This window comes from Tropicimonas sp. S265A (assembly GCF_049800835.1).
Classification (GTDB): Bacteria; Pseudomonadota; Alphaproteobacteria; order Rhodobacterales; family Rhodobacteraceae; genus Dinoroseobacter.
This window is the reverse complement of record NZ_JBNAFU010000001.1, coordinates 77,378-99,281: the sequence shown is the minus strand read 5'-3', so window position 1 is coordinate 99,281 and position 21,904 is coordinate 77,378. Positions and strand designations below refer to the sequence as shown.

The window sequence follows — 21,904 nt, the reverse complement described above, 5'->3', positions numbered from 1 at the left end:
TCCCGCATAAGTGGCATTTCACCTAGCGCCCACCTGGTTTCGTAACGAAATCCGGGAAATCGTGACTGAACTGATTAATTATTAGGCGGCATCAACCGGGTTTGCGCCGTGGGCGCAAATATGAGTGCGCTGCAGCTTCAGGAGAGTTCCTGCACGCTTTCGAACACTTCCAGAACCGGTGGACCATCATACATATCTGCGCTGGATTTGGCGCCCTTGTGGGCCGCACGGAACGCTTCTGACTTGGTCCAGGCCTCAAACGCGGCATGGTCGCGCCACATCGTGTGTGATGCATAGAGACGCACGCCATCCGCCTCCTCCCCCTTCATCAGGTGGAAGGATACGAACCCGTCGACCGTTTTCAGGTGGCTGTCGCGGGATTTCCACACAGCCTCAAACGCCTCGGTCTGATCGGCGTTCACCCGGAAACGATTCATCGTCAGATACATCTATGGGCTCCTCATCAGCGGGATCTGGATCACAGGCGCGGGGCGCACTGACGGGGCAAAGGCAACCTGATTACGCGCAGAGCGTCAAGCGCGTGGCGCGCAAAAGAAAAGGGCCCGCGATACAGCGGGCCCTTTCGAAGACTGTTTTGGCAGTATCAGCGCTTGGAGAACTGGAAGCTCCGGCGCGCCTTGCGCTTGCCGTACTTCTTACGCTCCACCACGCGACTGTCGCGGGTCAGGAAGCCAGCGGCCTTGAGTGCACCACGCAGCGACGGCTCGTAGAGCTGCAGCGCCTTGGACACACCATGGCGCACTGCGCCGGCCTGACCGGACAGGCCACCGCCCTTGACGGTCGCCATCACGTCAAACTGGTCCTCGACCCCGGCCACCTGGAACGGCTGGCGCAGGATCATCTGCAACACGGGGCGCGCAAAATACGCGGGCATGTCCTTGCCGTTCACCGTCATCTTGCCGGAGCCCGGCTTGATCCAAACGCGGGCGACCGCGTCTTTCCGCTTGCCGGTGGCATAGGACCGACCGAGTTCATCGCGAACGGGTTCGCGCGGCGTTTCGGGTGCTTCGGCAACCACTGCCGCGCTGCCACCCTCGGCAACAGCGGTCAGCTCATCAAAGGATTTGATTTCTTCAGCCATCTCACGCGCTCCGGGTGTTCTTGGGGTTCTTCGAGGCCACGTCGAGCACCTCGGGCTGCTGGGCCTCGTGCGGATGCTCGGTGCCTGCGTAGACGCGCAGGTTCGTCATCTGCTGACGCGACAGCGGGCCGCCAGGCAGCATGCGCTTCACGGCTTGCATGACGACACGTTCGGGGTGCGCACCGTCAAGGATCTGACCGGTCGTGCGGGACTTGATCCCACCCGGATATCCGGTGTGCCAGTAGTTCGGCTTGTTGCGCTTGTCGCCCGTCACCTGCACCTTCTCGGCGTTGATGACGATCACGTTGTCGCCCATGTCCATGTGCGGTGTGAAGGTGGCTTTGTGCTTGCCGCGCAAGCGCATGGCGATGATCGACGCGAGGCGGCCCAGAACAACGCCTTCGGCGTCGATCAGGATCCATTTCTTGTCGATATCCGCCGGGGTAGCGGTAAAGGTTTTCATAGCGTCAGTCCTGTTGAGACCATATGGATCGCGGGGCATCCGACGGATGGCCTCTGCGAGAAATCGATTGCTGTGTTCTAAGGGTTTTTGGATGCAGGTCAACGGCAAAAGTTTCGAAAAAAGTAAGCAAAAACAGAGCTCTAAAAATTGGGTATCATTTTACCCCACATATAGCGCGTCAAACGATGATTTCTTGCGGTGGATGATCAAGCAACTCGCGCAGCCGCTCGAGCGCCGCTTCGAAGCTTTTTCGGCTCACACCAGCGTTGACAGCCAGACGGATCGCATGCGGCGCATGACTGTTTCGGTCCGCGTAATCTTCTGCCGTGCGGATTTGAACTCCCTGCTCCTCCGCTGCGCGCGCAAAGGCATTGGCCCGCCACCCGCGCGGCAGCGTGAGCCAGACGAACAATGCATCCTCGCGCCACACCAGATCGTGGCTTCCGAGAATATTCACCATGGCCCGGATATAGTCCGCCACCTGCTCCCGCAGAGCGTGTTGCAGCACCGGCAGCCGGGGATCGGTCAAAAGGAGTGCCGCCAGATCGGACATCGGCGTCGCAAGTCCGAAAAAACCGGTTTCCGCAACCCGGCGCAGCGCACCTGCATGCCCCTCCGGCGGGACGACGAAACCCAGACGCAAAGCGGGACTGAGCGATTTCGACAGGGAAGAAACAAACCAGCCCCGCTCCGGGACCAGCGACCGGATCGACGGCCCCGCGACGGGACCCAGACGATAGGTGTCATCCTCAAGCACGTGCAGGCCTGTCCGACGTGCGACATCCGCAATTTCATTGCGGCGTTGCGTGGGCACGCTGAACAACAGCGGGTTTTGAACTTCGGCAGACATGCACAGGATCTGGGCACCTGTGGACTTGACCGTAGCCTCCAGCGCTTCGGGTATCACGCCATGTGCGTCAATCGGGACAGGCACGACTTCGGCTCGCAACAACTCCGCCGCGCGCCGGTATCCCGGGTAGGCCAGCTCTTCGACCAGTATTATGGGCTTCGGACCAGAGAGGACGGCCTGCATGACCATCATGATCCCGTTCTGTGCACCGTGTGCGAGCGCGATGTCTTCTGAGTGAAGCGCGCCCAGAGCCACAGGTGCGAGGTAACTTGCAACGGCTGCGCGTGCAGCAGCGCCGGTCCGAAACCCCGGATAGTGCATCACACCTGACGGTGGATCCTCCGCAACGCGGCTCAGGACCGACCGGATAAAGCGCGCCTGTCCGACATTGGGCAAATGCGGTGAGACGAGGTTGACCTCGAAAACGTCACCGCCCTCGTTATGGACAACCGCATCCAGTTCGAGCGTGCGCGTGTCCAGAACTGGCTGTGCACCAGGTTGCGCAACGAATGTGCCCCGCCCGACCCCGGCCTCAAGAATGCCTCGGTCGGTTAGTTGCGTGTAGGCACGCGCAACAGTTCCGGGGGTGATTGACAGCCGATACGCCAGATCGCGCACGGGTGGCAGCTTGTCCCCGGCTTTCAGAATGTCTTTGGAGATCGCGGTTTCAATCGCGTTTGCGAGCATCCTGTATTTCGGGCCGCTCGCCTCGGACAACGCCTGCTGCAATTCTGGCGCCCAAATTGTACCCATTACAATGTTTCCTTAGCGTCACGATGAAACCAATTGTATCACATTATTGTCTCAACTGAGACATTTGTGTCAATACAATTAAGGAGATCCCAGATGACACGGTCCCCCCACGCAGCGCGCCTCGCGCTCCTGACGTCCGCCCCGAGCCTGCCCGCACTGGCGCAGATCGCACTGCGCGTCGCCGTGGCGGTCACTGTCTGGGACATGCAGCGAAAGACCAAGCGCGGCCTGCGCGATCTCAGCGACCACCATCTGCGTGATATCGGGCTGACCCGCGAGGACGCGGACCGCGAGATCCGACGCCTGTTCTAACCCACACAACGCTCCCCACTTACCGGCCCCGCGGGGCCAGTCTTTTTAGGCCTTGGGCGGGATCGAATACGTCAGCGAGGCGCGCGCCACCGGCGCATCCTGCCCTTCGGAAAACAGCAGGACGTCCCCGACCGCCAGAACCCGGCCCAGCTTCAGAAGGCGCGCTTCGGCAATCATCCCCCTGCCCGCCTCGGGCTTCCGCATGAAATCAATTGAACAGTTGGTTGTCACAGCCAAGGCCTTGGGCCCGATCCGCGACAGGATCGCAAGGTAAATCCCCACATCTGCCAAGGCGAACATGGTCGGCCCGGACACCGTTCCACCGGGGCGCAAATGCCGATCCGCCACGCGCAACCCGACGCGTAGCCGGTCTTCGGTGACCTCCAGAATGTCGAAATCGTCACCGACCTGCGGAAACTCTGCCTTCAGAAACGCATCCAGCGCACCTGCATCCATCGCGAGTGTCATTGCCCCTCCCCAGTTTTGCTGCCTAGAGTTGGCCCGGAACCGGAGGAAGGACAAGAGCATGGACGATCTTCTGTTGCGCGACGATGCGGATGGCATCGCGACCCTGACGCTGAATGCGCCCGCACGGCTGAATGCCTTGTCGGATGAGATGCTGACGGCCCTGCAAAATCAGATCGATCTGTTGGCGCAAGACAGCACAACACGTGTGGTGATCCTGCGCGGGACCGGGCGCGCCTTCTGCGCGGGCCATGATCTGAAGCAGATGCAGGCCAAGCGCGCCGAGGCGGACGGCGGTGCAGCGGCGCTGAAAACCCTGTTCGATCGCTGTGCTGCGATGATGATGGGGCTGCAGGCTCTGCCCCAACCGGTTATTGCGCAGGTTCACGGCATTGCCACGGCAGCCGGGTGCCAGCTTGTGGCGACGGCCGACCTTGCGGTTGCCGCACGGTCGACCCGGTTCGGCGTTAACGGCGTGAATATCGGTCTTTTCTGCTCCACGCCCATGGTCGCGCTCAGCCGGACCATCGGGCGCAAAGCCGCGTTCGAAATGCTGACGACCGGTGAAATGATCCCGGCCGAACGAGCCGCCGAACTCGGATTGATCAATCACGCCGTTCCGGATGCGGAGTTGCAGAGCGCCACACGCGCCCTGGCGGACCGGATTGCGGGCAAACTGAGGGCTGCCGTTTCCATCGGCAAGCGCGCGTTCTACGACCAGGCCGAGCTGCGTTTGGCCGACGCCTACGCCTATACCGGAGAGGTCATGGTCCAGAACATCGGGCTGCGCGACACCGACGAAGGCATCAATGCGTTCTTGGAAAAACGCGCGCCGGATTGGGCCGAAGACTAAAGCGCGCCGAGGATGCGCCGCACGTAGTTCTGCGTTTCTTTATAGGGCGGCACCCCGCCATGCTCGCGCACCGCCTCGGGCCCGGCGTTGTAGGCCGCAAGCGCGAGCCGCCAACTGCGGAACCGGTCATACTGAGCCCGCAGGTAACGGGCACCGCCATCAAGGTTCTGTCGTGGATCGCGCGGGTTCACCCCGAGCATCGCGGCCGTTCCCGGCATCAGCTGCGCCAGACCGATAGCGCCCTTACGCGACACGGCACTCGCGTTGAACGCACTCTCCTGTTGCACAAGCCGCAGGAACAGATCCTCCGGCACCCCGTGTCGTCGCGCAGCCGCCCGCGCCAGGTCAAGGTAGGGCCCGTTATAGGCACCCCGGTAGGACGGCAGCGCAGGTTCGTTGCGCAACGAATCCGGCCGCAAGCGAGTGGAATGCTTGTATTGTGTCGCACCCCGTGTATCCAGCACACGCGTTTGCGCCCGAAACTGCGAAGCACGGGACTTGCTCGACACCGTGACATCCGCCGACACCGGAGCCGCGGGCATCGCGCCCAGCAGCAAAGCCACGGTCACCCCCATGGCGATCGCCCAACGCGCCTGCATGATCTCTCCTCAGCCCTTTTGTTGGCAGCACTATAGGCTCAAAGCCCCGAGAGGCCAAGACGGGCGCTTTCAGCTTTTCTTTACCATGCTGCGGTGCTGTAACAGAGAGGAACAGCTCAGGCGCAGATTCGATGGGAGGCAGCTATGGCAGGGTCGGTAAACAAGGTCATTCTGGTGGGCAATCTGGGCCGCGACCCCGAGGTGCGCACCTTCCAGAACGGGGGCAAGGTCTGCAACCTGCGCATCGCAACCTCCGAAAACTGGAAAGACCGCAACACCGGCGAACGCCGTGAAAAGACCGAATGGCATAGCGTTGCAATCTTCTCGGAACCTCTGGCGCGCATCGCCGAGCAGTACCTGCGCAAGGGCTCGAAAGTCTATCTCGAAGGCCAGCTCGAAACCCGCAAGTGGCAGGACCAATCGGGACAGGACCGATATTCCACCGAAGTGGTGCTGCGACCCTACAAGGGCGAATTGACCCTGCTGGATGGTCGCGGTGACGGTGGCGGCATGGGTGGGGGTGGTGGCGGCTACGTGCCGGACCAGTCCGGCGGTGGCTATGGCGGCGGTCAGGGTGGTGGCGGCCAGGGCGGCGGATATGGTGGTGGCGGCCCTGCAGGCGGCAGCGACCTCGAAGACGAAATTCCGTTCTGATCCCAAGCTTCTTTTGTGTGAAACTACCTCCGCCGGAGGCATCCTGAGCCCGGTGACAACCGGGCGAGGTCAAGACAATGCGCGGCCCGCAGGCCGCGCGCCGCTCAGTGCGGGCGTGCCGCCAGCGCGTCTTCCAGCAGGGTCTTTACGGCCTGCCTCGGGACATCGGCAGTGACAAACGCATCGCCGATGCCACGCGCCAGAATGAACCGCAACTGACCATCCAAGACCTTTTTGTCCTGCGCCATCAGGTCGAGCAGCCCCTCCGCATCCGGCAACGTCCCCTCAATATCGCGCAGATCGGTCTTCATCCCCATATCCCTGAGATGCGCGCGGACGCGGCTTGGATCCTCTTGCGAACACAGACCCAGCCGGGACGACAATTCGAACGCTAGCGCACAGCCAATGGCCACGCCTTCGCCATGCAACAGGCGGTCGGAATACCCGGTCGCCGCTTCCAGCGCATGACAAAACGTATGACCCAGGTTCAAAAGCGCACGGTCGCCCTGCTCAGTCTCGTCGCGCACCACGATGTCCGCTTTCATCTGAACCGACCGGCGTACGGCTTCCACCCGTGCGGCCCTGTCCCCTGCCGCAAGCACGGGCCCCTGTTTTTCCAGCCACTCGAAGAACACCGCATCCCCGAGGAGCCCGTACTTCACGACCTCCCCGTATCCCGCCAGAAAATCGCGCGGCGTCAGCGTGCCCAGCACATCGGTATCCGCCAGCACCAGTTTCGGTTGATGAAAGGCGCCAACGAGGTTCTTGCCATGCACCGAGTTAATCCCGGTCTTTCCACCAACCGAACTGTCGACCTGGGCCAAAAGCGAAGTCGGGATCTGGATGAAGCCGACACCGCGGCGCAGTACGGCAGCCGCGAACCCCGCAAGGTCTCCGATCACGCCGCCGCCGAATGCGACAACCAGATCGCGCCGCTCGACCTTCTGCGCAAGCAGCCAATCCACGGCCCGCGAAAACTCGGGCCAGGCTTTTGTCCCTTCACCCGGTGGCAGCGCGAGCGCCTCGGACGCAATACCTGCCGCGCTCAAACTGCGCTGAAGCGTGTCCAGATGCAGGTCGGCAACCGTCTCATCGGTCAAGATGGCCACGTGTGGACGGGCAAGACGTGGCGCAATCCGGGACCCCGCCTCCAGCAGAAGACCCGGTCCGATCTCCACATCATAGGCACGCTCTCCCAGGGGGACATGCACCGTTTCCCGCAACTCCGACATCCTGCGCACCTTCCGAAAACCCGTGTCCGCGCTGTCCTAGCAAGCGCGCCGCACAGGCTCCACCCCTCAGCCCCGCGACGCAGTGCCCACGGGCATCGTTTTCACGACACCAGGTGTTGCGACCAGCGCGTCTTTGACGCGCAGGGCCATCTGTTCGATGCTCAGTTCAGGCGCAGCTTTCACCCGAAGGCTTGCTTTGGCGTAAAAGGGCACCCGCGTTTCGTAGATTTCGGTCAGGGTCGCCTTGGGATCATCGGTCAGCAGCAGAGGGCGTGTCGTCTTGTGACGCACGCGCGACCAGAGCAGTTCGAGATCCGCGTCGAGCCATACTGAAATCCCATGCTTCGCGATGACGGCCCGGTTGCGCTCGGCCAGAAATGCGCCGCCGCCCGTGGACAAGACACCCGGCGCCGCCTGCAACAGACGCGTGAGGATTTCGGTCTCCCGGTCGCGGAAGAAAACCTCGCCATCCCGCGCAAAAATCTCTGCAATTGTGCAGTTGGCGGCGGCTTCGATCTCCCGGTCACTGTCGAGGAACGGAACATCCAGCAGGGCCGCAAGCGCCGTGCCCACGGCTGTCTTGCCCGCGCCCATCATGCCAACCAGCACGACGGGCTTGCACAGTGTCAGCCCCGCATCGGCCAATTCTTGCAACTCCTGCCCATTTTCAGCGCTTTGTGATACCATCCCCCTTGAATGGCGGGAAGCGTCACGAAATACCATAAGCAAAACAATAATTCGGCAGTCAAACGAGAGGCAGGACACCAAAAGTGATTGGTAAACTCTTCATCGCACTCCTTGTGCTGGTCCTTTTGGGAGCGGTCGGGCTTCTGGGTTATGGCTACCTCGGCGATTTGTCGCCAGATGCTGAAACCACGACCATCCCTGTGGACCTGAATGACAACTGACATGCGCATCTGCGCGTTACTGGCGGTTTGCATGACACTTGGCGCGCCTGTCCGGGCACAAGACGCGCAAGCCGCCGGTGGCCCCATGTCCGCGATCGATTGGCTGTCGGACGTCATCCAGGCTCCGGTGGCGCCCGGACCGGAAGGCGACGACATCGCAAGATCCGCCGCACCCGAGCGGATCGAGGTTGCGCCGCTTGGACAGATGGCCATTGACGGCGTCGGTCTGTTGCCGCGCAATGTCACCGGGTTGCCACGGGATTTCTGGGGTCCCACCCCGGCTGAAACGCTGGCAACGCTGGTCCGCGCCCAAAGCCCGGATCTGATCCCCCCGGCGCGCCGGTTCCTCAAACGCATCCTGCTTGCAGAACTCGACCCGCCGGTCGATGCCGATGTCTCCCACGTGCTGTTTCTGGCCCGTCTGGACGCCCTGCTTGAGATTGGCGCGCTGGAGGATGCCCAGGCGCTGGTCGAGCGCGCCGGCGTCACGGCGGACCCGGATGTGTTCCGCAGGTGGTTCGACATCTCGCTTTTGCGACGCACCGAAAACCGGGCCTGCGCCACCCTGCGGGCGACCCCGGATGTCGCGCCGACCTTTTCCGCGCGTATCTTTTGTCTTGCGCGCAATCGCGACTGGCCGGCGGCCGCGCTGAGCCTGGAGACGGCCCGTGCACTCGGGGCGCTGACCCCTGTCGAGGCGGATCTGATGGCGCGGTTTCTGGACCCCGACCTCTTCGAAGAAGACCCGTTTCCACCGGTTCAGCGCCCGATCACGCCGCTTGATTACCGCATGCGCGCCGCCCTTGGCGAAGCGCCCGCCCCTGCCACGCTGCCGCTGGCATTCAACCACGCGCTGCTGGGGCGCACGCAAGGCTGGAAAACCCGGCTCGAAGCGGCGGAACGTCTGACGCGCTCCGGGGGGATCACCCCCCGGGAGCTTTTCGCGCTTTATCTCGAACGCGAACCGGCTGCTTCGGGCGGCGTGTGGGACCGTGTCGATGCCTTGCAGCAATTCGACATCGCCCTTCTGGCCAATGACGCCGACCGCGTGGCCCGCACCATGCCCGAGGCCGCGCGCGTCCTGCGCCGAGCCGGGCTGTTTGACGCCTTTGCAAGCGTCTACGGCCTGCGCGTTGCGCGTCTTGATCTGGAAGGCGACGCCGGTCGACTGGCCCGCGAGATGGTCACGCTTACCCCGGAAGCCGAAGCTTTCGCGGATATGCTGACAAACCCCCTGCATGCAGCATTGGCCCGCGGCAAGGGCGCCGTCGCGCTGGCGAACACACCCCTGGAAACTGCAGTTGCATCGGCGTTTGCCGAAGGTCAGTCCCAACAGCTTCCATCGCCATATCGGCAGTTGGTCAGCGAAGGACGCTTTGGCGAGGCGACCTTGCGCGCCCTGCGCATGTTGGGCCAGGCCCAACCGGACCCCGGCGATACGCAGACCGCGCTTCAGATCCTCCGACAGCTCGGGTTTGAATCCGCCGCACGCGAGATCGCGCTCGCGCTGGTGCTACAGGAGGGGCGGGCATGAGCGCCTATCAGATCGACGCGTTTCTCGAAGCACAGGCCGCGGAACTGAACGCGGCGGAAAATACCCGCCTCGCCTATGCCCGCGATCTGATGGATTTCGTGACCTATCAGACCGCCAAGGGCTCCAGCCTGATCCGCGCCTCCCGTGAACAGGTCGAAGCCTACCTGATCCGTTGCGAAGCCGAAGGGTTGGCACGATCCACCCGCGCGCGGCGTCTGTCGGCGCTCAAGCAATTTTTTCGCTTTGCCTACGAAGAAGGTTGGCGCGCGGACAACCCGACCTTGCAGATCAAGGGGCCCGGACGGGCGAAGCACCTGCCGGCCACGCTAGACGAGGCTGAGGTCGACGCGCTCTTGAGCGAGGCGCGTCGGCACGGGCGCAGCCCATTAGAGGTCGCGCGCAATACGTGCCTGATGGAGGTGCTTTATGCGACGGGGCTGCGGGTCAGCGAACTCGTCGCGCTGCCTGTTGCCGCCGTGCGTGGCAACCCCGAGATGATGCTGGTGCGCGGCAAGGGTGGCAAGGAACGCATGGTTCCCCTGTCTCCGCCCGCGCGCGAAGCGATCAAGGCCTGGCTTGACCTGCGCGACGCCCGCGAGGCCGAGGTCGAAAAACGCGGTGCGGCTGCGTCGAGATTTCTTTTTCCGTCGCATGGCAAGGCCGGCCACCTGACACGCCACAGGTTCTATGCGCTGATCAAGGAACTGGCGCTGGCGGCCAGTCTCGATCCAACGAAAATCTCGCCGCACACGTTGCGTCATGCTTTTGCGACGCATCTTCTGGCCAACGGCGCGGACCTGATGTCCATTCAGGCGCTTCTAGGACATGCCGATGTTTCAACCACCGAGATCTACACCCACGTCCTGGACGCGCGTCTGCGCGATCTGGTCCTGACCCATCATCCGCTTGCCAAACAGCCCTAGCCGTCCCGACGCAACTCCGTCGGAAGAACATCCTCTGATGGCCAGACTCCCGACGTCATCGTCGCATGGTAGCCCTGTGTCAGACCGGCGCGCGCCATAGATGCCACCGTCGGCGCCGGGTTGTAGGAGAGCCGTTCGATCATGATGCGGCCTTTCGGGTCAAGCATGGCAAATCGTGTCTCGGCGCGGCCATCATGGGGCGGCAGGCCAATCGCTCCTGCATTGAGCCACAACACATCGCCAATCTGGCGCTGAAACGCGATCCCGCAATGGCCAGCGACAACCACATCCACCGCACCCACTTTCGCCACCAGTGCATTGATTTCCTGATCGAAAACACCGACGTCTGAGCTTGGCCATACAAAGCGCGACACATCCGTGACGCCCCCATGGATCACGGCAACCCGCCGTCCGGCGTGGCGAAACACGCCGATGTCGGGCACCTGCCCCATCCATTGTAGGGCCGCCTCTGGCAGTACGGCACGCGCGTGATCGTACCATCCCTTTGACAGCAGATCACAGGTCGTTCCGGCCTCGAACCCGCAGCCACAGCCCTCGGCGCGCGCGGCGAGTTGCTGTTCACAATTGCCCGCGATAACCCTGCCACCGCGGGCCGACACCTCCTGCCAGACCTCCGTCGCGTCCGCGCCGTATGCTACGATGTCGCCGGTGCAAATCCGGTTGGACCGTGCAATCCCGTTGGTCTCGGCGACCGACAGAAGCGCGCGGGTCGCTGCAAGGTTGGAATACGGCCCACCGTACAGCAGCACGGAGCCCGAAAGCGTTCCGAAATCCTGAATTTCCATGTCGCTGCGCCACTTGCCTTGAACCCTTACAGGACTACCCCCATAACCAAGCTAGGCAAAGGGAAAGCGAGCGCAAAAATGGAAACGACGATGTTTGACACGGCCTTCTGGGTCTCGGTCGGCGTGATCCTGATCTTGCTGTGTTTCTCGGGTTTCTTTTCCGGCTCCGAGACCGCGTTGACCGCCGCTTCGCGCGGGAAGTTGCGGGCGATGGCCGACCGGGGCAACAAGGGAGCAGAACGCGCTCTTGAGTTGAAAGAAGACAACGAGCGCCTGATCGGCGGCATCCTTCTGGGCAATAACCTGGCCAATATTCTGGCCACATCCCTGGCCACCGCCGTCTTCACCAAGGTCTTTGGCGCAAACGGGGTGGCCGTGGCCACGCTGGTGATGACCGCACTGGTTCTGATCTTTGCCGAGGTGCTGCCCAAGACGTACGCGATCACCAATCCGGAAGCAGCGTCAACCCGTGCCGCAGGGATCGTACGCGTAATCATCGCGGTCATGGCACCGCTGGTTGCCGCCGTGCGCGTGATCGTCCGGGCGGTGTTGCGTGTTTTTGGCCTGCGGATCGATGCAGGTGACAACATGCTGTCGGTGCACGAGGAGATCGAGGGCGCCCTGCGGATCGGCCATTCAGAAGGCGCGGTCGAGAAAGAGCAGCGCGATCGCCTGTTGGGCGCGCTTGACCTCAACATGCGTACCGTGGAGGAAATCATGCTCCACCGGTCCAAGATCGAGATGATCGATGCCGATCAACCCGTTGATACGATCCTGAGCCAGTGCCTGGAGAGCCCGTACACGCGCCTGCCCGTCTACCGCAATGACCGCGAGAACATTATCGGCGTGATCCACGCCAAGGATCTGAGCCGCGCGATGGACAAGCTGATCCGCGGCCCGGACGCGTCTGCCAAGGAACTGGCGGATTTTCAGGTCATGGACGTGGCGATGAAACCGTATTTCGTGCCGGAAACCACCACGCTGGACGAGCAGATGAAGGAGTTCCTGCGCCGCCGAACCCATTTTGCGCTGGTCATCGACGAATACGGCGACTTGCAGGGTCTGCTGACGCTGGAGGACATCCTCGAAGAAATCGTCGGCGAGATCACGGACGAGTTTGATCCGGCCGCCGAACACCCCGTGCGCGCGATGGAGGACGGCAATTTCCTTGTCGACGGAGCGATGACGATCCGCGATCTGAACCGCGCTACGGACTGGACCTTGCCGGATGACGAGGCCAACACCGTTGCGGGTCTGGTCATCCACGAGGCCCAGATGATCCCCACGGTGGGCCAGTGCTTCAGCTTCCACGGGTTCCGCTTCGAGGTCTCGTCTCGTAAGGACAACCGTCTCACGAAGCTCAAGATCCGCCCGCTCGTCGACGCCTAACGCGCACGGAAAAGCCCACCGAGGATACCGCGCACGATCCGGCGACCCGTGGTGCCTTTCATCTCCTTGATCACGACAGAGGTCAGCGCGTCGGCCAGGCTGTCATTGCGGCGCGTCTTGCGCGATGTCGATCTGGCAACGCGTGTTCCCGAATAGCGGCGCGCGGCCTGGTACTCGCGCTGCGCCATTGCAAGCTCTTCTTCCTGCGCCTCGGCCTTTTCGGCGGCTTCGGCGGCGGCCTGCGCACGCGCCTGCAACACCTCGAAAGCCGATGCGCGGTCAATCTCGGCCTCGTATTTTCCGGCTATCGGAGAGCCCGCGATGACGCCCGCGCGCTCCGCTTCCGAGATCGGGCCGAGCTGCGAGGATGGAGGACGTATCAGCGTGCGTTGCGCCATGCCTGGAATTGCCTTGCGTTCCAGAAGCGATGTCACCGCCTCGCCCGTGCCGACCTCCCGGATTGCGGTTTCGATATCCAGGTCGGGGTTGTCGCGATAGGTTTCGGCTGCCGCCTTCAGTGCCTTGCGGTCCCGCGCCGTAAAGGCGCGCAACGCGTGTTGAACACGATTGCCGAGTTGCCCCAGTACGTCTTCGGGGATGTCGTCCGGGTTCTGGGTGATGAAGTAGACACCCACACCCTTGGACCTGATCAGGCGGGCGACCTGCTCGACCTTGTCGACAAGCGCCTTTGGCGCCCCGTCGAACAGCAGATGCGCCTCATCAAAGAAAAACACGAGCTTGGGTTTATCCGGGTTGCCTACCTCCGGCAGCGTTTCGAACAATTCCGACAGCATCCAGAGCAGGAACGTCGCGTACAGCCGCGGTGCGCCCATCAACCTGTCTGCGGCTAGAATGTTGATCCGTCCGCGCCCATCATCATCCGTCTGCATCATGTCCGACAGATCCAGCGCAGGCTCCCCGAACAGCTTGTTCGCCCCCTGGTTTTCCAGAACCATCAAGCGGCGCTGGATTGCGCCGATGGACTGCACCGACACATTGCCGTAGCGCAGGCTCAACTGCGCCCGGTTCTCACCCAACCACACAAGAAGCGCCTGCAAGTCCTTGAGACCATACAAAGCCAGGCCTTGTTCATCCGCCACACGGAACGCGATGTTCAGGATGCCTTCCTGCGCCTCGCTCAATTCCAGGAGCCTGCTGAGCAGCAACGGGCCAACTTCGGCCACCGTGGTGCGCACGGGATGTCCGGCCTCGCCGAACAGATCCCAGAACGTGACGGGAAACGCCTCGTACCCATAAGTTTCCGCGATGCCAATGGTTTGCGCACGTTCCATAAACGGCCCATGCAGCTTTGCCTGCATACTCCCGGCCTTGGCCAGTCCGGACAGGTCTCCTTTGACATCTGACAAGAACACCGGCACGCCCTTGGCTGAAAACCCTTCGGCAAGGATCTGAAGCGTGACCGTTTTGCCGGTACCGGTCGCCCCTGCAATCAGACCATGGCGGTTGGCCGTATCGAGCCGCAGATACTGTGGCGTGGCGTAGGCCTTATCGCCGCCGCCGACAAAAATCATGTCTTCCAGATGCATCGGGTCCTCCGCCGTTTCGCGCCACCATACATTGTTAACCATTGTCTGCTAGCCTGAACGCACCGATCGGGCAGTTCCGCCCGGTTTGGTTTACTTCCTCCCTGTCGACTTGCCGCGCCCACTGGCGCGGTTTTTTTTTGCCGCCGCCTTCGGCGAAAAATGGCGCAAAAGTGAGGATTGGCCTGTTGACCGCCGGATAAGAAGATTCTAGCGTCCACGACAGATAAGTCGGCCAAGTCCGACAGGGAGCAAAGAACAAGGGAAAAGGGTCTGTTATCAGGCCCTTTTTTCTTTTCGCCCCTCCAGGCCTCCGGCGCTGGTTTTTGACAGCCTCACGATCCCGAGGATGTCGGGAAATCGCCCCTGACAGTCTGTGGCCCCCATGCTAGGGATGCGCCAGACCCAAAGCAGTCAGAGGATTGAGAGCAAATGATCCCCACCGAAATGCGCCCCTGGGCCCGCGTCGCCGCGTCAGCCCTGCTTGCGATGTCCGTGCCGTTCGCAGCGATGGCGCAGGACGAAACGGCACCCGAAACACCATCGGCGGAGGCTGGCGCAGATCAGGCACAGCCTGCACCACAGCGGACCCAACCCTATTTTCTGGACGATATCGGAGACTGGCGCGTGCGCTGCGTGGCCGCGCCGATCGCGAATACCCCGGATGTGTGCCAGCTATACCAGCTCCTGCTGGACGCCAACGGCAATTCGGTAGCCGAATTTACCATATTGCCCACGCCGGACGCTGATGGCGCAGCCCTTGCAACGATCGTGACCCCGCTGGAGACGCTGTTGCCGCCGGGTCTGCGGTTCTCGATTGATGGCAGCCCCGCACAGTCGATCCCGTTCACCTGGTGCAACCCGAACGGATGTTACGTCCGCTTTCGTCTGGGCGACGCGGATGTCGACGCCCTCAAGGCCGGCGGTGAGGCAGGACTTGCGATCACTCCGTTGTCGGCACCGGACCGCGAAGTGGCTCTGACCTCTTCGCTGCGGGGGTTCACGCGCGCGTTCGATACTGTCGCGGCTGGCGAGTAACGCAGAAGCCTGTGCGCCTTGGTCAGGCGTGAGACGCGCCTGACACTCAGCTTCAGGGGGCCTTGCGCAGAGCCAGTACGGCGTTGAGGCCCCCGAACGCAAACGCGTTCGACAACACCACGTCCACCTGGGCCTCCCGCGCCTCGTTCGGCACGACATCCAGCGCGCATTCCGGGTCCGGTTCCTCGTAGCCGATGGTCGGGGCAATCACGCCCTCGGTCAGGGCCATGACACAGGCCAGCAGTTCCACCGCTCCGGTGCCGCCGATCAGGTGGCCATGCATCGACTTGGTTGACGAGATCATCAGCTTGTCGGCATGGTGCCCAAGCGCATCGGCGACCGCGGCGCATTCGGTCTTGTCATTGGCTGCCGTTCCGGTGCCGTGGGCGTTGATGTACCCGACTTGATCAGCGGAAACGCGGGCGTCCTTGATTGCACCCGAGATCGCGCGCGACGCCCCCTGCTTGGACGGCATGACAATATCGGCCGCATCCGACGTCATCGCAAACCCGATCACCTCAGCCAGAATCTCTGCGCCCCGGGCCTTGGCGTGCTCGTAATCCTCGAAAACGAAGATCGCCGCGCCTTCGCCCTGAACCATGCCATTGCGGTTGGCACTGAAGGGGCGGCACGCATCCTTGGACATCACGCGCAAGCCTTCCCACGCCTTGACGCCCCCGAAACAGAGCATCGACTCCGAACCGCCGGTGATCATGACCTTGCTCAGGCCGGACCGGACGAACTGAAACGCCTGTCCCATCGCATGGTTGGAGCTTGCGCAGGCCGTCGCCACCGTAAAGCTGGGGCCCTTGAGGTTATGCTCCATCGAAACATGGCTCGCGGCCGCATTGTTCATCAGCTTGGGCACGACAAAGGGATGAACGCGGTTCTTCCCCTCCTCATACACGGCACGATAATTGTCATCCCACGTGTTCACGCCGCCGCCCGCCGTGCCCAGAACCACGCCGGATTGCGCCGCCAACTCGCCTGAAAAACTGAGGCCGGACTGGCGGATCGCCTGCTGTGCCGCGATCAGGGTGAACTGGGTGAACCGGTCGTAGAGGGCAATCTGTTGGCGATTGAAGGCGGCCTCCGGGTCGTAGTTCTTGACCTGCCCCCCGATGCGGATGGACAGCCTGTCCACATCACGGAACTCCAGCTCGGAGATGCCGCAGCGCCCTTCGCGCAGCGCCTCGAGCGTTCGGGGGACATCGGTTCCGAGCGCATTGATCGTGCCCTGACCGGTAATAACGACGCGGTGCACCCTCAGGCGCCTCGCTGATCGGCAACCAGACCCTCAACCGCATTCACGATGGCCGCAACGCTGGAGATGTCGAAATCGCTTTCGCTGGGATCATTGGCGTTGAAGGGCACCTGGATGTCGAAAGCCTCTTCGATGGCGAAGATCGATTCCACAAGGCCCAAGCTGTCGATGCCAAGATCTTCCAGCGTTGCATCCATTTTGACGTCACCCGGCTCCAACACCGCCTGATCCGCAATGATCTGGATTACTTGATCTTTTACCGCTTCTGCCATTGCGACCTTCCCTACCCGGACTTACCTGCGCCGCCACCCTCGGCTGCGGCTGACTTAATCACTCTCACCCGGTTTGGAAACTGATTTCTTGAGCGCTGCGACCTGTTGCATCAAGCGCGGCAGGCGGCGCAGGGCCTTGTAGGTTTCCACATGGCTTTCCATCTTCATCGCGGGGTAGCCCAGCAGAACGCGCCCGGCGGGGGCGTTGGTGAAAATCTTGGTCGCGCCGCCAGCGATCACGTCGTCTCCGACGAAGATATTGTCATTCACACCGACCTGACCGGCCAGAACCACGCGGTTGCCGATCCTTGACGAACCGGCAATGCCGACCTGGCCGCACAGAAGGCAGTCCTCTCCGATCTGCACGTTGTGCCCGACATGCACGAGGTTATCGAGTTTCGTTCCACGCCCGATAGTGGTGTTGCGGATCGTGCCCTTGTCCACACAGGCATTGGCACCGATTTCGACGTCGTCGCCGATCTCCACCGCGCCGAGCGAGTGAATCCGCGTCCAGCTCTGTCCTTTGGCAGCGCCGCGATTGCCAACGGTCTTGCGCACTTCCTCGACCGCAGAGGTTTCCGGCGTAACGAACGAGAAGCCATCCGCCCCCAAAACCGCCCCCGGCTGCACGATCACCCGGTCGCCAAGCTGCACCCGCGATCCGATCCGGACGCCCGCATGAAGCAGCACATCATCACCGATCCGCGCGTCTTCGGCCACGTTGACCTGCGCTGCGATCCGCGCCTGTGCGCCGATGCGCACTCCGCGCCCGATCACAACAAACGGACCTATGGCGGCCCCCTCACCGATCACCGCGTCGGGATGGACCACGGCAGCCGGATGAATACCCGGCGCGATCTCCGGTCCGGGATCCATCAACGTTGTCAGACCCGACATGGCATACCGTGCCCGCCCGACCAGAACCGCGCCCTCTAGCCCCAGATCCTCCCACGGCGCATCGCTCCAGAGAAGCGCTGCGCGCGCTGCCCCTTTCGCAATCCCGTCGGCATATTTGGGGTCCATCGCCAGCGCGAGGTGCTCGGGCCCCGCCGCCTGCGGTTCTGCCGCGCCAGTGACCGTGAGAACCGTGTTGCCCACGGCCTTCGCGCCAAGCGCGTCCGCGATCTGCGTCAGTGTATAGGACATCGCCTGACCCCCTCTGCCTGCGGCGCTGCTCCACCGCGTGGCGCGGGTTTAGCTGTCAAACGCAGGCAGCGCCACCCCGGCATCGGCAAGGGCCTTCCAGATGCGCGCGTCGCGACCGTATACGTCGCGGCGGTACTGGACATGCCCGTCCGCAGGCGCAAAGGCGGTCTGATAGTACAAGTGCACCGGCAGCGGCTCATCCAGATAAACCCAGGTTTCCTTTCCGGTGGCGAGCGTCGACTTGAACGCGCCTTCGGGGTCGGCTTCCTGCTTGGACAGCAACTCGTAGGCAAAATCGAACGGGTCCGCGACCCGGACGCAGCCGTGCGAGTAGGCGCGGCTCTCCCGACCGAAGAGGGACTTGGCAGGTGTATCATGCAGATAGATGTTGTGCTCATTCGGGAACATGAACTTCACAAGCCCTAGGGCATTCGACCGTGACGGCGGTTGTTTGATGTCGAACGGGAAATTCCGCGCGGTCATCTGAGTGAAATCCACGCTGTCCCGGCTCACGGTCCGACCGGAGGCATCCACGAGCCGCAGATAGCTGTGCGCATTCGGGTCGTTCTGGAACTTCGGCAGGTATTCCTTGGTGGCGATGGACCGCGGCACGTTCCATGTCGGGTTGATCACCATGTGGTCCATCTCGTCCGAGAACTCGGGCGTCCGGCGATCCGAAGTGTTCTTGCCGACCACGACACGCGTGCGGAACACCTCAGCATTGTCTTCGATCACACGCGCATGAAAATCGACGATGTTGACCATGATCCGGCGGTCGCCGAGGTCACGGTTCATCCAGCGTTCACGCTCCAGCGCCACGAGCACGGATTTCAGTCGCTCGGTCGCAGAAATGTTCACCTCGCCAAGGGTGACCTTGGCTGCGACACCGTCCTCGGCAAGGCCATGGTCCGCCTGAAACTGCAACACGGCGGCCTTCAGGTCATTGGTGTAACTGGCCTGCGCAGTCGGGCGCAGATAACCCATGCGGATCATTCGATTGCGGAGTGCAACGACCTGCGCACCGGTATCGCCAAGCTCCAGCTTGCCGCCCTGTACCTTCGGCCCCCATCCGCCTGCGGCAATGGCGCGTTCAAGGTCCAGTTTCGCCTTGAGCAGCCGGGTATATCCCGCGCTCTGCGGCGGCAGGGCAGACATCATGGCGTGCGGATCCGCGGTGAGGGACGCGTGCAGCAAGTCGGCCCGGTCGCGGCGCGGTTGCTCGCGCACGATACCTGCATCGATACGAGACGCGTCAAGCGCGCCGCTATGCACGTCCTGCGCATAAGCGAGGTACATACGCGCCGCCAGGATTTCAGCAAAGCCCCGCGCCCTTGGGTTGTCGGCTGCCGCAAACGCAGCGTGCAACGCCTCCGCATCATAACGGTCTGCCGGAAGCCCGTGAACAGGGGCCGACTGCAAGGCGCGCAACAGGGCTTTGCGGTGGTCCGTCGCATCCGGCGCGGTCCAGACGGGCGCAAAATCGCGCTCCGCATAAAAGGCAAGAACGGTTTCATCTCCGACGGCCGCCTCGGCCACGGCCTGGCGGTAGGCAAAACTGTCGGCCTGCACGACAGCACCCAGGCACACCGACATTGCAAGCACCAGAAGGCCAACAAGTCTGGATCGATGGGCGATGGAAAACTGCGACATGCGAATTGCTCCGTCAAAAGTACTGCTATCTGGCCCTACCAAATCACAAAAAGATAACCAGACGCAAAAAACATGTGTTTCACATGCGTGATTTTTCTGGTCCATCGCGGCCCGCATGCCACGCCTGCCTCACGCCCCGAGCATGTTTTTTGGGCAGAAAACCGCTCAAAAAAGGCACAACCGGATTGTTTCACGTGCAATGGCTTGGCGTTTACCCTTTTTTGTGTAATTTCGCTCACACATCTGGGGACGATTTACTGAGAGGCCGCACAAAGCGGCCCAAGGCTATGGGGCAAGACCTATGAGCGATAAAGCGGGTATCCGCCTCTCACGGCGTGGGGTACTACGGGCATTTGCGGCAACCGCTATCACAGCCGCGCCTGTCACCGCCAATGCATTCGGTTTTCTACGCGGTGGAGGCGACATTCGTCGTCTCAAGATGCACTCTGGCCGCACCGGTGAAACAATCGACACGATTTACTGGGTCGAAGGCCAGTACATTCCCGACGCCCTCAAGGAGATCAACTTCCTGATGCGGGACTGGCGGCGCGACGCGGTGAGCGAGATTGACCTGCGGACCATCGACATCATGGCCGCGGCCCACAACATGCTCGACACGGATGAACCCTACCTGCTGCTGTCCGGCTATCGCAGCCCGCAGACCAACGCGATGCTGCGGTCCAAATCGCGCGGCGTGGCGCGCAATTCGCTGCACATGCAAGGACAAGCCGCGGACCTGCGCCTCGGCTCACGCAGCGTCAGACAAATCGCGGCAGCGGCAGCCGCCTGTCGCGCGGGCGGCGTCGGCAAGTATTCCGGATCCAGTTTCGTGCATATGGATTGTGGCCCGGTACGCACCTGGGGCCGCTGATCCAAACTTTTCCATCGGCACCATCCCCCGCCGATTTCAGCAGACGCCTCGCAATTTCGCGAGGCGTTTTCTGTTTTGCCCCCCTACGGCACCACACCAGCGGCGGTCATGCTGCGGTGCGCAGTCGAGACGGCGGATAGCCGAAATACCGCGAAAACGCGCGGCTGAAATGCGCGGGATCACTGTAGCCCATATCGAACGCGATGTGGGTCAACGGGCGCTCTGTCTCGGAAATCAGAGCCTTAGCGCGCTTCATCCTGACCCGTTCCAGAACCGCGCGGTAGCTCACCCCATCGCGCGCAAGGATCCTTTGCAAACTGCGTGGCCCTACCCCCAACGCCTCGGCTGCACCGCCGATATCGGTCTGGCCATCCAGCAACCTCAGCGTAATGATCGCTTCAACCGATGCCAGCGGATCGCGCGCCTCCTGCCGCCTCTGATCGGCCAGCACTTCGATAGAGGTCAGCAGCGGAGCGTCAGCACGAACGGAATTTTCCGATCGCGCGCGCGCTGCGAGGCACCGGGCCGGAAACACCAGCGCGACCGAGCGCTGTCCGGCACACCACGGCACGCCCAAGGCGTCTTCGCGCAAGCTGAACGCCCGGTCTCGTGGATAACCGACCTTAATCCGCTCGGGGCGCCAGTGTTGGCCAAGATAGGCCTGCGCAAACTGGATCATCACCGGAACGACATGATCGGCGTGGTGCGCCGCGCACGGATCGCCCATGTCACTGTGCCAATACCGCCAGGCAACTCGGCCTGCGCCGCGCGGCTCCATGCTCAATTGCCCACCGAACTGATGCAGGACCAGACACCTGGCCAAACGGGAAATGCCCTGTCTCAGGGTCGGTGCCTGCAAGCTATAACGCAGCCAGAGCCCGTATTCCTGCGGCGCCATTTCCAATCCGACATGCAACCCGAAAACCGGATCTCCGGACAGCTGCGCCGACCGTTCGAACAGGCGAATGAGCGCGTGTAGCGGAACCAAATGCTGACGATCCGAAATCAGGCTGATCGGCAAGCCCGCGTCCGCAAAGGCGCGATGCACGGCCTTCGAACTCTCCTGCACCTCAAGCAGCTGCGGCAGCGGTCCCATCCCGGTCGCACGCGTCATCGGTATGGCAAGTGACACAGGAAAAACCCCGGCTGTCTGACGTAAAATGGCAAGCGTAGCCCAAGGTTGCATGAGAAGACTGGTTGGGCAAGTGTAGGAAGGTACAATCTCACTGCGTCGCGCGCAGACTCACGCGTGCCGGAACCGACCAAGACGCGACAC

At 62.4% G+C, this 21,904-nt stretch carries 24 protein-coding genes; 9 read left to right on the top strand and 15 right to left on the bottom strand.

The window, feature by feature from the left end; genetic code table 11:
* Window positions 1-137: 137 nt before the first annotated feature.
* From ACP15N_RS00505 to ACP15N_RS00490, 4 genes are all read right to left on the bottom strand, one after another.
* The gene (locus ACP15N_RS00505) at window positions 138-449 is read right to left on the bottom strand and encodes an antibiotic biosynthesis monooxygenase family protein (RefSeq protein WP_425090257.1); all 312 of its coding nucleotides are present in this window, start codon (window positions 447-449) and stop codon (window positions 138-140) included.
* A gap of 155 nt (window positions 450-604) precedes the next feature.
* Window positions 605-1,102: a 30S ribosomal protein S9 gene (gene rpsI / locus ACP15N_RS00500; protein ID WP_425090256.1), complete on the bottom strand. Its 498-nt coding sequence runs from the start codon at window positions 1,100-1,102 to the stop codon at window positions 605-607.
* Window position 1,103: 1 nt separating this feature from the next.
* A complete protein-coding gene (gene rplM / locus ACP15N_RS00495; protein WP_425090255.1) occupies window positions 1,104-1,565 on the bottom strand; it encodes a 50S ribosomal protein L13 in 462 nt (153 codons plus the stop codon).
* Window positions 1,566-1,743: 178 nt separating this feature from the next.
* Window positions 1,744-3,168 (bottom strand): PLP-dependent aminotransferase family protein, encoded by a 1,425-nt coding sequence (locus ACP15N_RS00490; protein ID WP_425090254.1) that lies wholly within the window; start codon window positions 3,166-3,168, stop codon window positions 1,744-1,746.
* Between the two features lie 93 nt (window positions 3,169-3,261).
* On the opposite strand from ACP15N_RS00490, the gene ACP15N_RS00485 reads away from it, so the two are divergent.
* Window positions 3,262-3,480 carry a DUF1127 domain-containing protein gene (locus ACP15N_RS00485; protein WP_425090253.1) on the top strand — a complete coding sequence of 73 codons (219 nt, stop codon included), beginning with the start codon at window positions 3,262-3,264 and terminating at the stop codon, window positions 3,478-3,480.
* 45 nt (window positions 3,481-3,525) lie between these two features.
* On the opposite strand, the gene ACP15N_RS00480 is transcribed toward ACP15N_RS00485, so the two are convergent.
* Window positions 3,526-3,948, bottom strand: a complete 423-nt coding sequence (locus ACP15N_RS00480; RefSeq protein WP_425090252.1) for a PaaI family thioesterase — start codon at window positions 3,946-3,948, stop codon at window positions 3,526-3,528.
* A gap of 28 nt (window positions 3,949-3,976) precedes the next feature.
* Between ACP15N_RS00480 and ACP15N_RS00475 the strand changes: the two genes are divergently transcribed.
* On the top strand, window positions 3,977-4,798 hold the full coding sequence (locus ACP15N_RS00475) for an enoyl-CoA hydratase (RefSeq protein ID WP_425090251.1): 822 nt from the start codon (window positions 3,977-3,979) through the stop codon (window positions 4,796-4,798).
* Here the strand turns inward: ACP15N_RS00475 and ACP15N_RS00470 are convergent.
* Entirely contained in the window at window positions 4,795-5,397 is a 603-nt protein-coding gene (locus ACP15N_RS00470; protein ID WP_425090250.1) for a lytic transglycosylase domain-containing protein, read from the bottom strand. The two genes, ACP15N_RS00475 and ACP15N_RS00470, sit on opposite strands and share 4 nt — an antisense overlap.
* A gap of 144 nt (window positions 5,398-5,541) precedes the next feature.
* Between ACP15N_RS00470 and ssb the strand changes: the two genes are divergently transcribed.
* Window positions 5,542-6,051 carry a single-stranded DNA-binding protein gene (gene ssb / locus ACP15N_RS00465; RefSeq protein ID WP_425090249.1) on the top strand — a complete coding sequence of 170 codons (510 nt, stop codon included), beginning with the start codon at window positions 5,542-5,544 and terminating at the stop codon, window positions 6,049-6,051.
* Between the two features lie 104 nt (window positions 6,052-6,155).
* Here the strand turns inward: ssb and aroB are convergent, their stop codons facing one another.
* Window positions 6,156-7,274, bottom strand: coding sequence for a 3-dehydroquinate synthase (aroB, locus tag ACP15N_RS00460; protein WP_425091580.1), 1,119 nt, complete (start codon window positions 7,272-7,274; stop codon window positions 6,156-6,158).
* Window positions 7,275-7,349: 75 nt separating this feature from the next.
* Complete coding sequence (locus ACP15N_RS00455) at window positions 7,350-7,970, bottom strand: shikimate kinase (RefSeq protein ID WP_425090248.1); 621 nt, start codon at window positions 7,968-7,970, stop codon at window positions 7,350-7,352.
* Window positions 7,971-8,053: 83 nt separating this feature from the next.
* Here ACP15N_RS00455 and ACP15N_RS00450 point away from each other — a divergent pair, with 83 nt between their 5' ends.
* The 3 genes from ACP15N_RS00450 to ACP15N_RS00440 are packed head-to-tail and all read left to right on the top strand — an operon-like array spanning window position 8,054 to window position 10,648.
* Complete coding sequence (locus ACP15N_RS00450; protein WP_425090247.1) at window positions 8,054-8,191, top strand: hypothetical protein; 138 nt, start codon at window positions 8,054-8,056, stop codon at window positions 8,189-8,191.
* Window positions 8,181-9,725 (top strand): hypothetical protein, encoded by a 1,545-nt coding sequence (locus ACP15N_RS00445; protein WP_425090246.1) that lies wholly within the window; start codon window positions 8,181-8,183, stop codon window positions 9,723-9,725. The genes ACP15N_RS00450 and ACP15N_RS00445 overlap by 11 nt, the downstream gene beginning before the upstream one ends.
* Window positions 9,722-10,648, top strand: coding sequence for a site-specific tyrosine recombinase XerD (locus tag ACP15N_RS00440; protein WP_425090245.1), 927 nt, complete (start codon window positions 9,722-9,724; stop codon window positions 10,646-10,648). The genes ACP15N_RS00445 and ACP15N_RS00440 overlap by 4 nt, the downstream gene beginning before the upstream one ends.
* Here the strand turns inward: ACP15N_RS00440 and ACP15N_RS00435 are convergent.
* The gene (locus ACP15N_RS00435) at window positions 10,645-11,454 is read right to left on the bottom strand and encodes a metallophosphoesterase family protein (RefSeq protein WP_425090244.1); all 810 of its coding nucleotides are present in this window, start codon (window positions 11,452-11,454) and stop codon (window positions 10,645-10,647) included. The genes ACP15N_RS00440 and ACP15N_RS00435 overlap by 4 nt on opposite strands.
* A 90-nt stretch (window positions 11,455-11,544) precedes the next feature.
* Here ACP15N_RS00435 and ACP15N_RS00430 point away from each other — a divergent pair, with 90 nt between their 5' ends.
* Window positions 11,545-12,843, top strand: a complete 1,299-nt coding sequence (locus tag ACP15N_RS00430; RefSeq protein ID WP_425090243.1) for an HlyC/CorC family transporter — start codon at window positions 11,545-11,547, stop codon at window positions 12,841-12,843.
* On the opposite strand, the gene ACP15N_RS00425 is transcribed toward ACP15N_RS00430, so the two are convergent.
* Window positions 12,840-14,432 (bottom strand): helicase HerA-like domain-containing protein, encoded by a 1,593-nt coding sequence (locus tag ACP15N_RS00425; protein WP_425090242.1) that lies wholly within the window; start codon window positions 14,430-14,432, stop codon window positions 12,840-12,842. The two genes, ACP15N_RS00430 and ACP15N_RS00425, sit on opposite strands and share 4 nt — an antisense overlap.
* Window positions 14,433-14,819: 387 nt before the next feature.
* Between ACP15N_RS00425 and ACP15N_RS00420 the strand changes: the two genes are divergently transcribed.
* Entirely contained in the window at window positions 14,820-15,425 is a 606-nt protein-coding gene (locus tag ACP15N_RS00420; protein WP_425090241.1) for an invasion associated locus B family protein, read from the top strand.
* 52 nt (window positions 15,426-15,477) lie between these two features.
* On the opposite strand, the gene ACP15N_RS00415 is transcribed toward ACP15N_RS00420, so the two are convergent.
* The 4 genes from ACP15N_RS00415 to ACP15N_RS00400 are packed head-to-tail and all read right to left on the bottom strand — an operon-like array spanning window position 15,478 to window position 19,757.
* Window positions 15,478-16,689 carry a beta-ketoacyl-[acyl-carrier-protein] synthase family protein gene (locus ACP15N_RS00415; RefSeq protein WP_425090240.1) on the bottom strand — a complete coding sequence of 404 codons (1,212 nt, stop codon included), beginning with the start codon at window positions 16,687-16,689 and terminating at the stop codon, window positions 15,478-15,480.
* 2 nt (window positions 16,690-16,691) lie between these two features.
* The gene (locus tag ACP15N_RS00410; protein ID WP_425090239.1) at window positions 16,692-16,961 is read right to left on the bottom strand and encodes an acyl carrier protein; all 270 of its coding nucleotides are present in this window, start codon (window positions 16,959-16,961) and stop codon (window positions 16,692-16,694) included.
* 54 nt (window positions 16,962-17,015) lie between these two features.
* Entirely contained in the window at window positions 17,016-18,107 is a 1,092-nt protein-coding gene (gene lpxD / locus ACP15N_RS00405; RefSeq protein WP_425090238.1) for a UDP-3-O-(3-hydroxymyristoyl)glucosamine N-acyltransferase, read from the bottom strand.
* A gap of 48 nt (window positions 18,108-18,155) precedes the next feature.
* Entirely contained in the window at window positions 18,156-19,757 is a 1,602-nt protein-coding gene (locus ACP15N_RS00400; protein ID WP_425090237.1) for a L,D-transpeptidase family protein, read from the bottom strand.
* A gap of 301 nt (window positions 19,758-20,058) precedes the next feature.
* Here ACP15N_RS00400 and ACP15N_RS00395 point away from each other — a divergent pair, with 301 nt between their 5' ends.
* On the top strand, window positions 20,059-20,628 hold the full coding sequence (locus tag ACP15N_RS00395; RefSeq protein ID WP_425090236.1) for a YcbK family protein: 570 nt from the start codon (window positions 20,059-20,061) through the stop codon (window positions 20,626-20,628).
* A 106-nt stretch (window positions 20,629-20,734) separates the two neighbouring features.
* On the opposite strand, the gene ACP15N_RS00390 is transcribed toward ACP15N_RS00395, so the two are convergent.
* A complete protein-coding gene (locus tag ACP15N_RS00390; protein WP_425090235.1) occupies window positions 20,735-21,742 on the bottom strand; it encodes an AraC family transcriptional regulator ligand-binding domain-containing protein in 1,008 nt (335 codons plus the stop codon).
* Between the last annotated feature and the right edge of the window lie 162 nt (window positions 21,743-21,904).

Excerpts from the sequence above, each read along its gene's own strand:
- ACP15N_RS00455 (WP_425090248.1), bottom strand. The coding sequence starts at position 7,970 with ATGGTATCACAAAGCGCTGAAAATGGGCAGGAGTTGCAAGAATTGGCC.
- ACP15N_RS00445 (WP_425090246.1), top strand. The coding sequence starts at position 8,181 with ATGACAACTGACATGCGCATCTGCGCGTTACTGGCGGTTTGCATGACA.
- ACP15N_RS00410 (WP_425090239.1), bottom strand. The coding sequence starts at position 16,961 with ATGGCAGAAGCGGTAAAAGATCAAGTAATCCAGATCATTGCGGATCAG.
- lpxD (WP_425090238.1), bottom strand. The coding sequence starts at position 18,107 with ATGTCCTATACACTGACGCAGATCGCGGACGCGCTTGGCGCGAAGGCC.
- ACP15N_RS00485 (WP_425090253.1), top strand. The coding sequence starts at position 3,262 with ATGACACGGTCCCCCCACGCAGCGCGCCTCGCGCTCCTGACGTCCGCC.
- ACP15N_RS00505 (WP_425090257.1), bottom strand. The coding sequence starts at position 449 with ATGTATCTGACGATGAATCGTTTCCGGGTGAACGCCGATCAGACCGAG.
- rpsI (WP_425090256.1), bottom strand. The coding sequence starts at position 1,102 with ATGGCTGAAGAAATCAAATCCTTTGATGAGCTGACCGCTGTTGCCGAG.
- ACP15N_RS00480 (WP_425090252.1), bottom strand. The coding sequence starts at position 3,948 with ATGACACTCGCGATGGATGCAGGTGCGCTGGATGCGTTTCTGAAGGCA.
- ACP15N_RS00490 (WP_425090254.1), bottom strand. The coding sequence starts at position 3,168 with ATGGGTACAATTTGGGCGCCAGAATTGCAGCAGGCGTTGTCCGAGGCG.
- ACP15N_RS00440 (WP_425090245.1), top strand. The coding sequence starts at position 9,722 with ATGAGCGCCTATCAGATCGACGCGTTTCTCGAAGCACAGGCCGCGGAA.
- ACP15N_RS00430 (WP_425090243.1), top strand. The coding sequence starts at position 11,545 with ATGTTTGACACGGCCTTCTGGGTCTCGGTCGGCGTGATCCTGATCTTG.
- ssb (WP_425090249.1), top strand. The coding sequence starts at position 5,542 with ATGGCAGGGTCGGTAAACAAGGTCATTCTGGTGGGCAATCTGGGCCGC.
- ACP15N_RS00420 (WP_425090241.1), top strand. The coding sequence starts at position 14,820 with ATGATCCCCACCGAAATGCGCCCCTGGGCCCGCGTCGCCGCGTCAGCC.
- ACP15N_RS00435 (WP_425090244.1), bottom strand. The coding sequence starts at position 11,454 with ATGGAAATTCAGGATTTCGGAACGCTTTCGGGCTCCGTGCTGCTGTAC.
- rplM (WP_425090255.1), bottom strand. The coding sequence starts at position 1,565 with ATGAAAACCTTTACCGCTACCCCGGCGGATATCGACAAGAAATGGATC.
- ACP15N_RS00400 (WP_425090237.1), bottom strand. The coding sequence starts at position 19,757 with ATGTCGCAGTTTTCCATCGCCCATCGATCCAGACTTGTTGGCCTTCTG.
- ACP15N_RS00425 (WP_425090242.1), bottom strand. The coding sequence starts at position 14,432 with ATGGTTAACAATGTATGGTGGCGCGAAACGGCGGAGGACCCGATGCAT.
- ACP15N_RS00395 (WP_425090236.1), top strand. The coding sequence starts at position 20,059 with ATGAGCGATAAAGCGGGTATCCGCCTCTCACGGCGTGGGGTACTACGG.
- ACP15N_RS00470 (WP_425090250.1), bottom strand. The coding sequence starts at position 5,397 with ATGCAGGCGCGTTGGGCGATCGCCATGGGGGTGACCGTGGCTTTGCTG.
- ACP15N_RS00390 (WP_425090235.1), bottom strand. The coding sequence starts at position 21,742 with ATGACGCGTGCGACCGGGATGGGACCGCTGCCGCAGCTGCTTGAGGTG.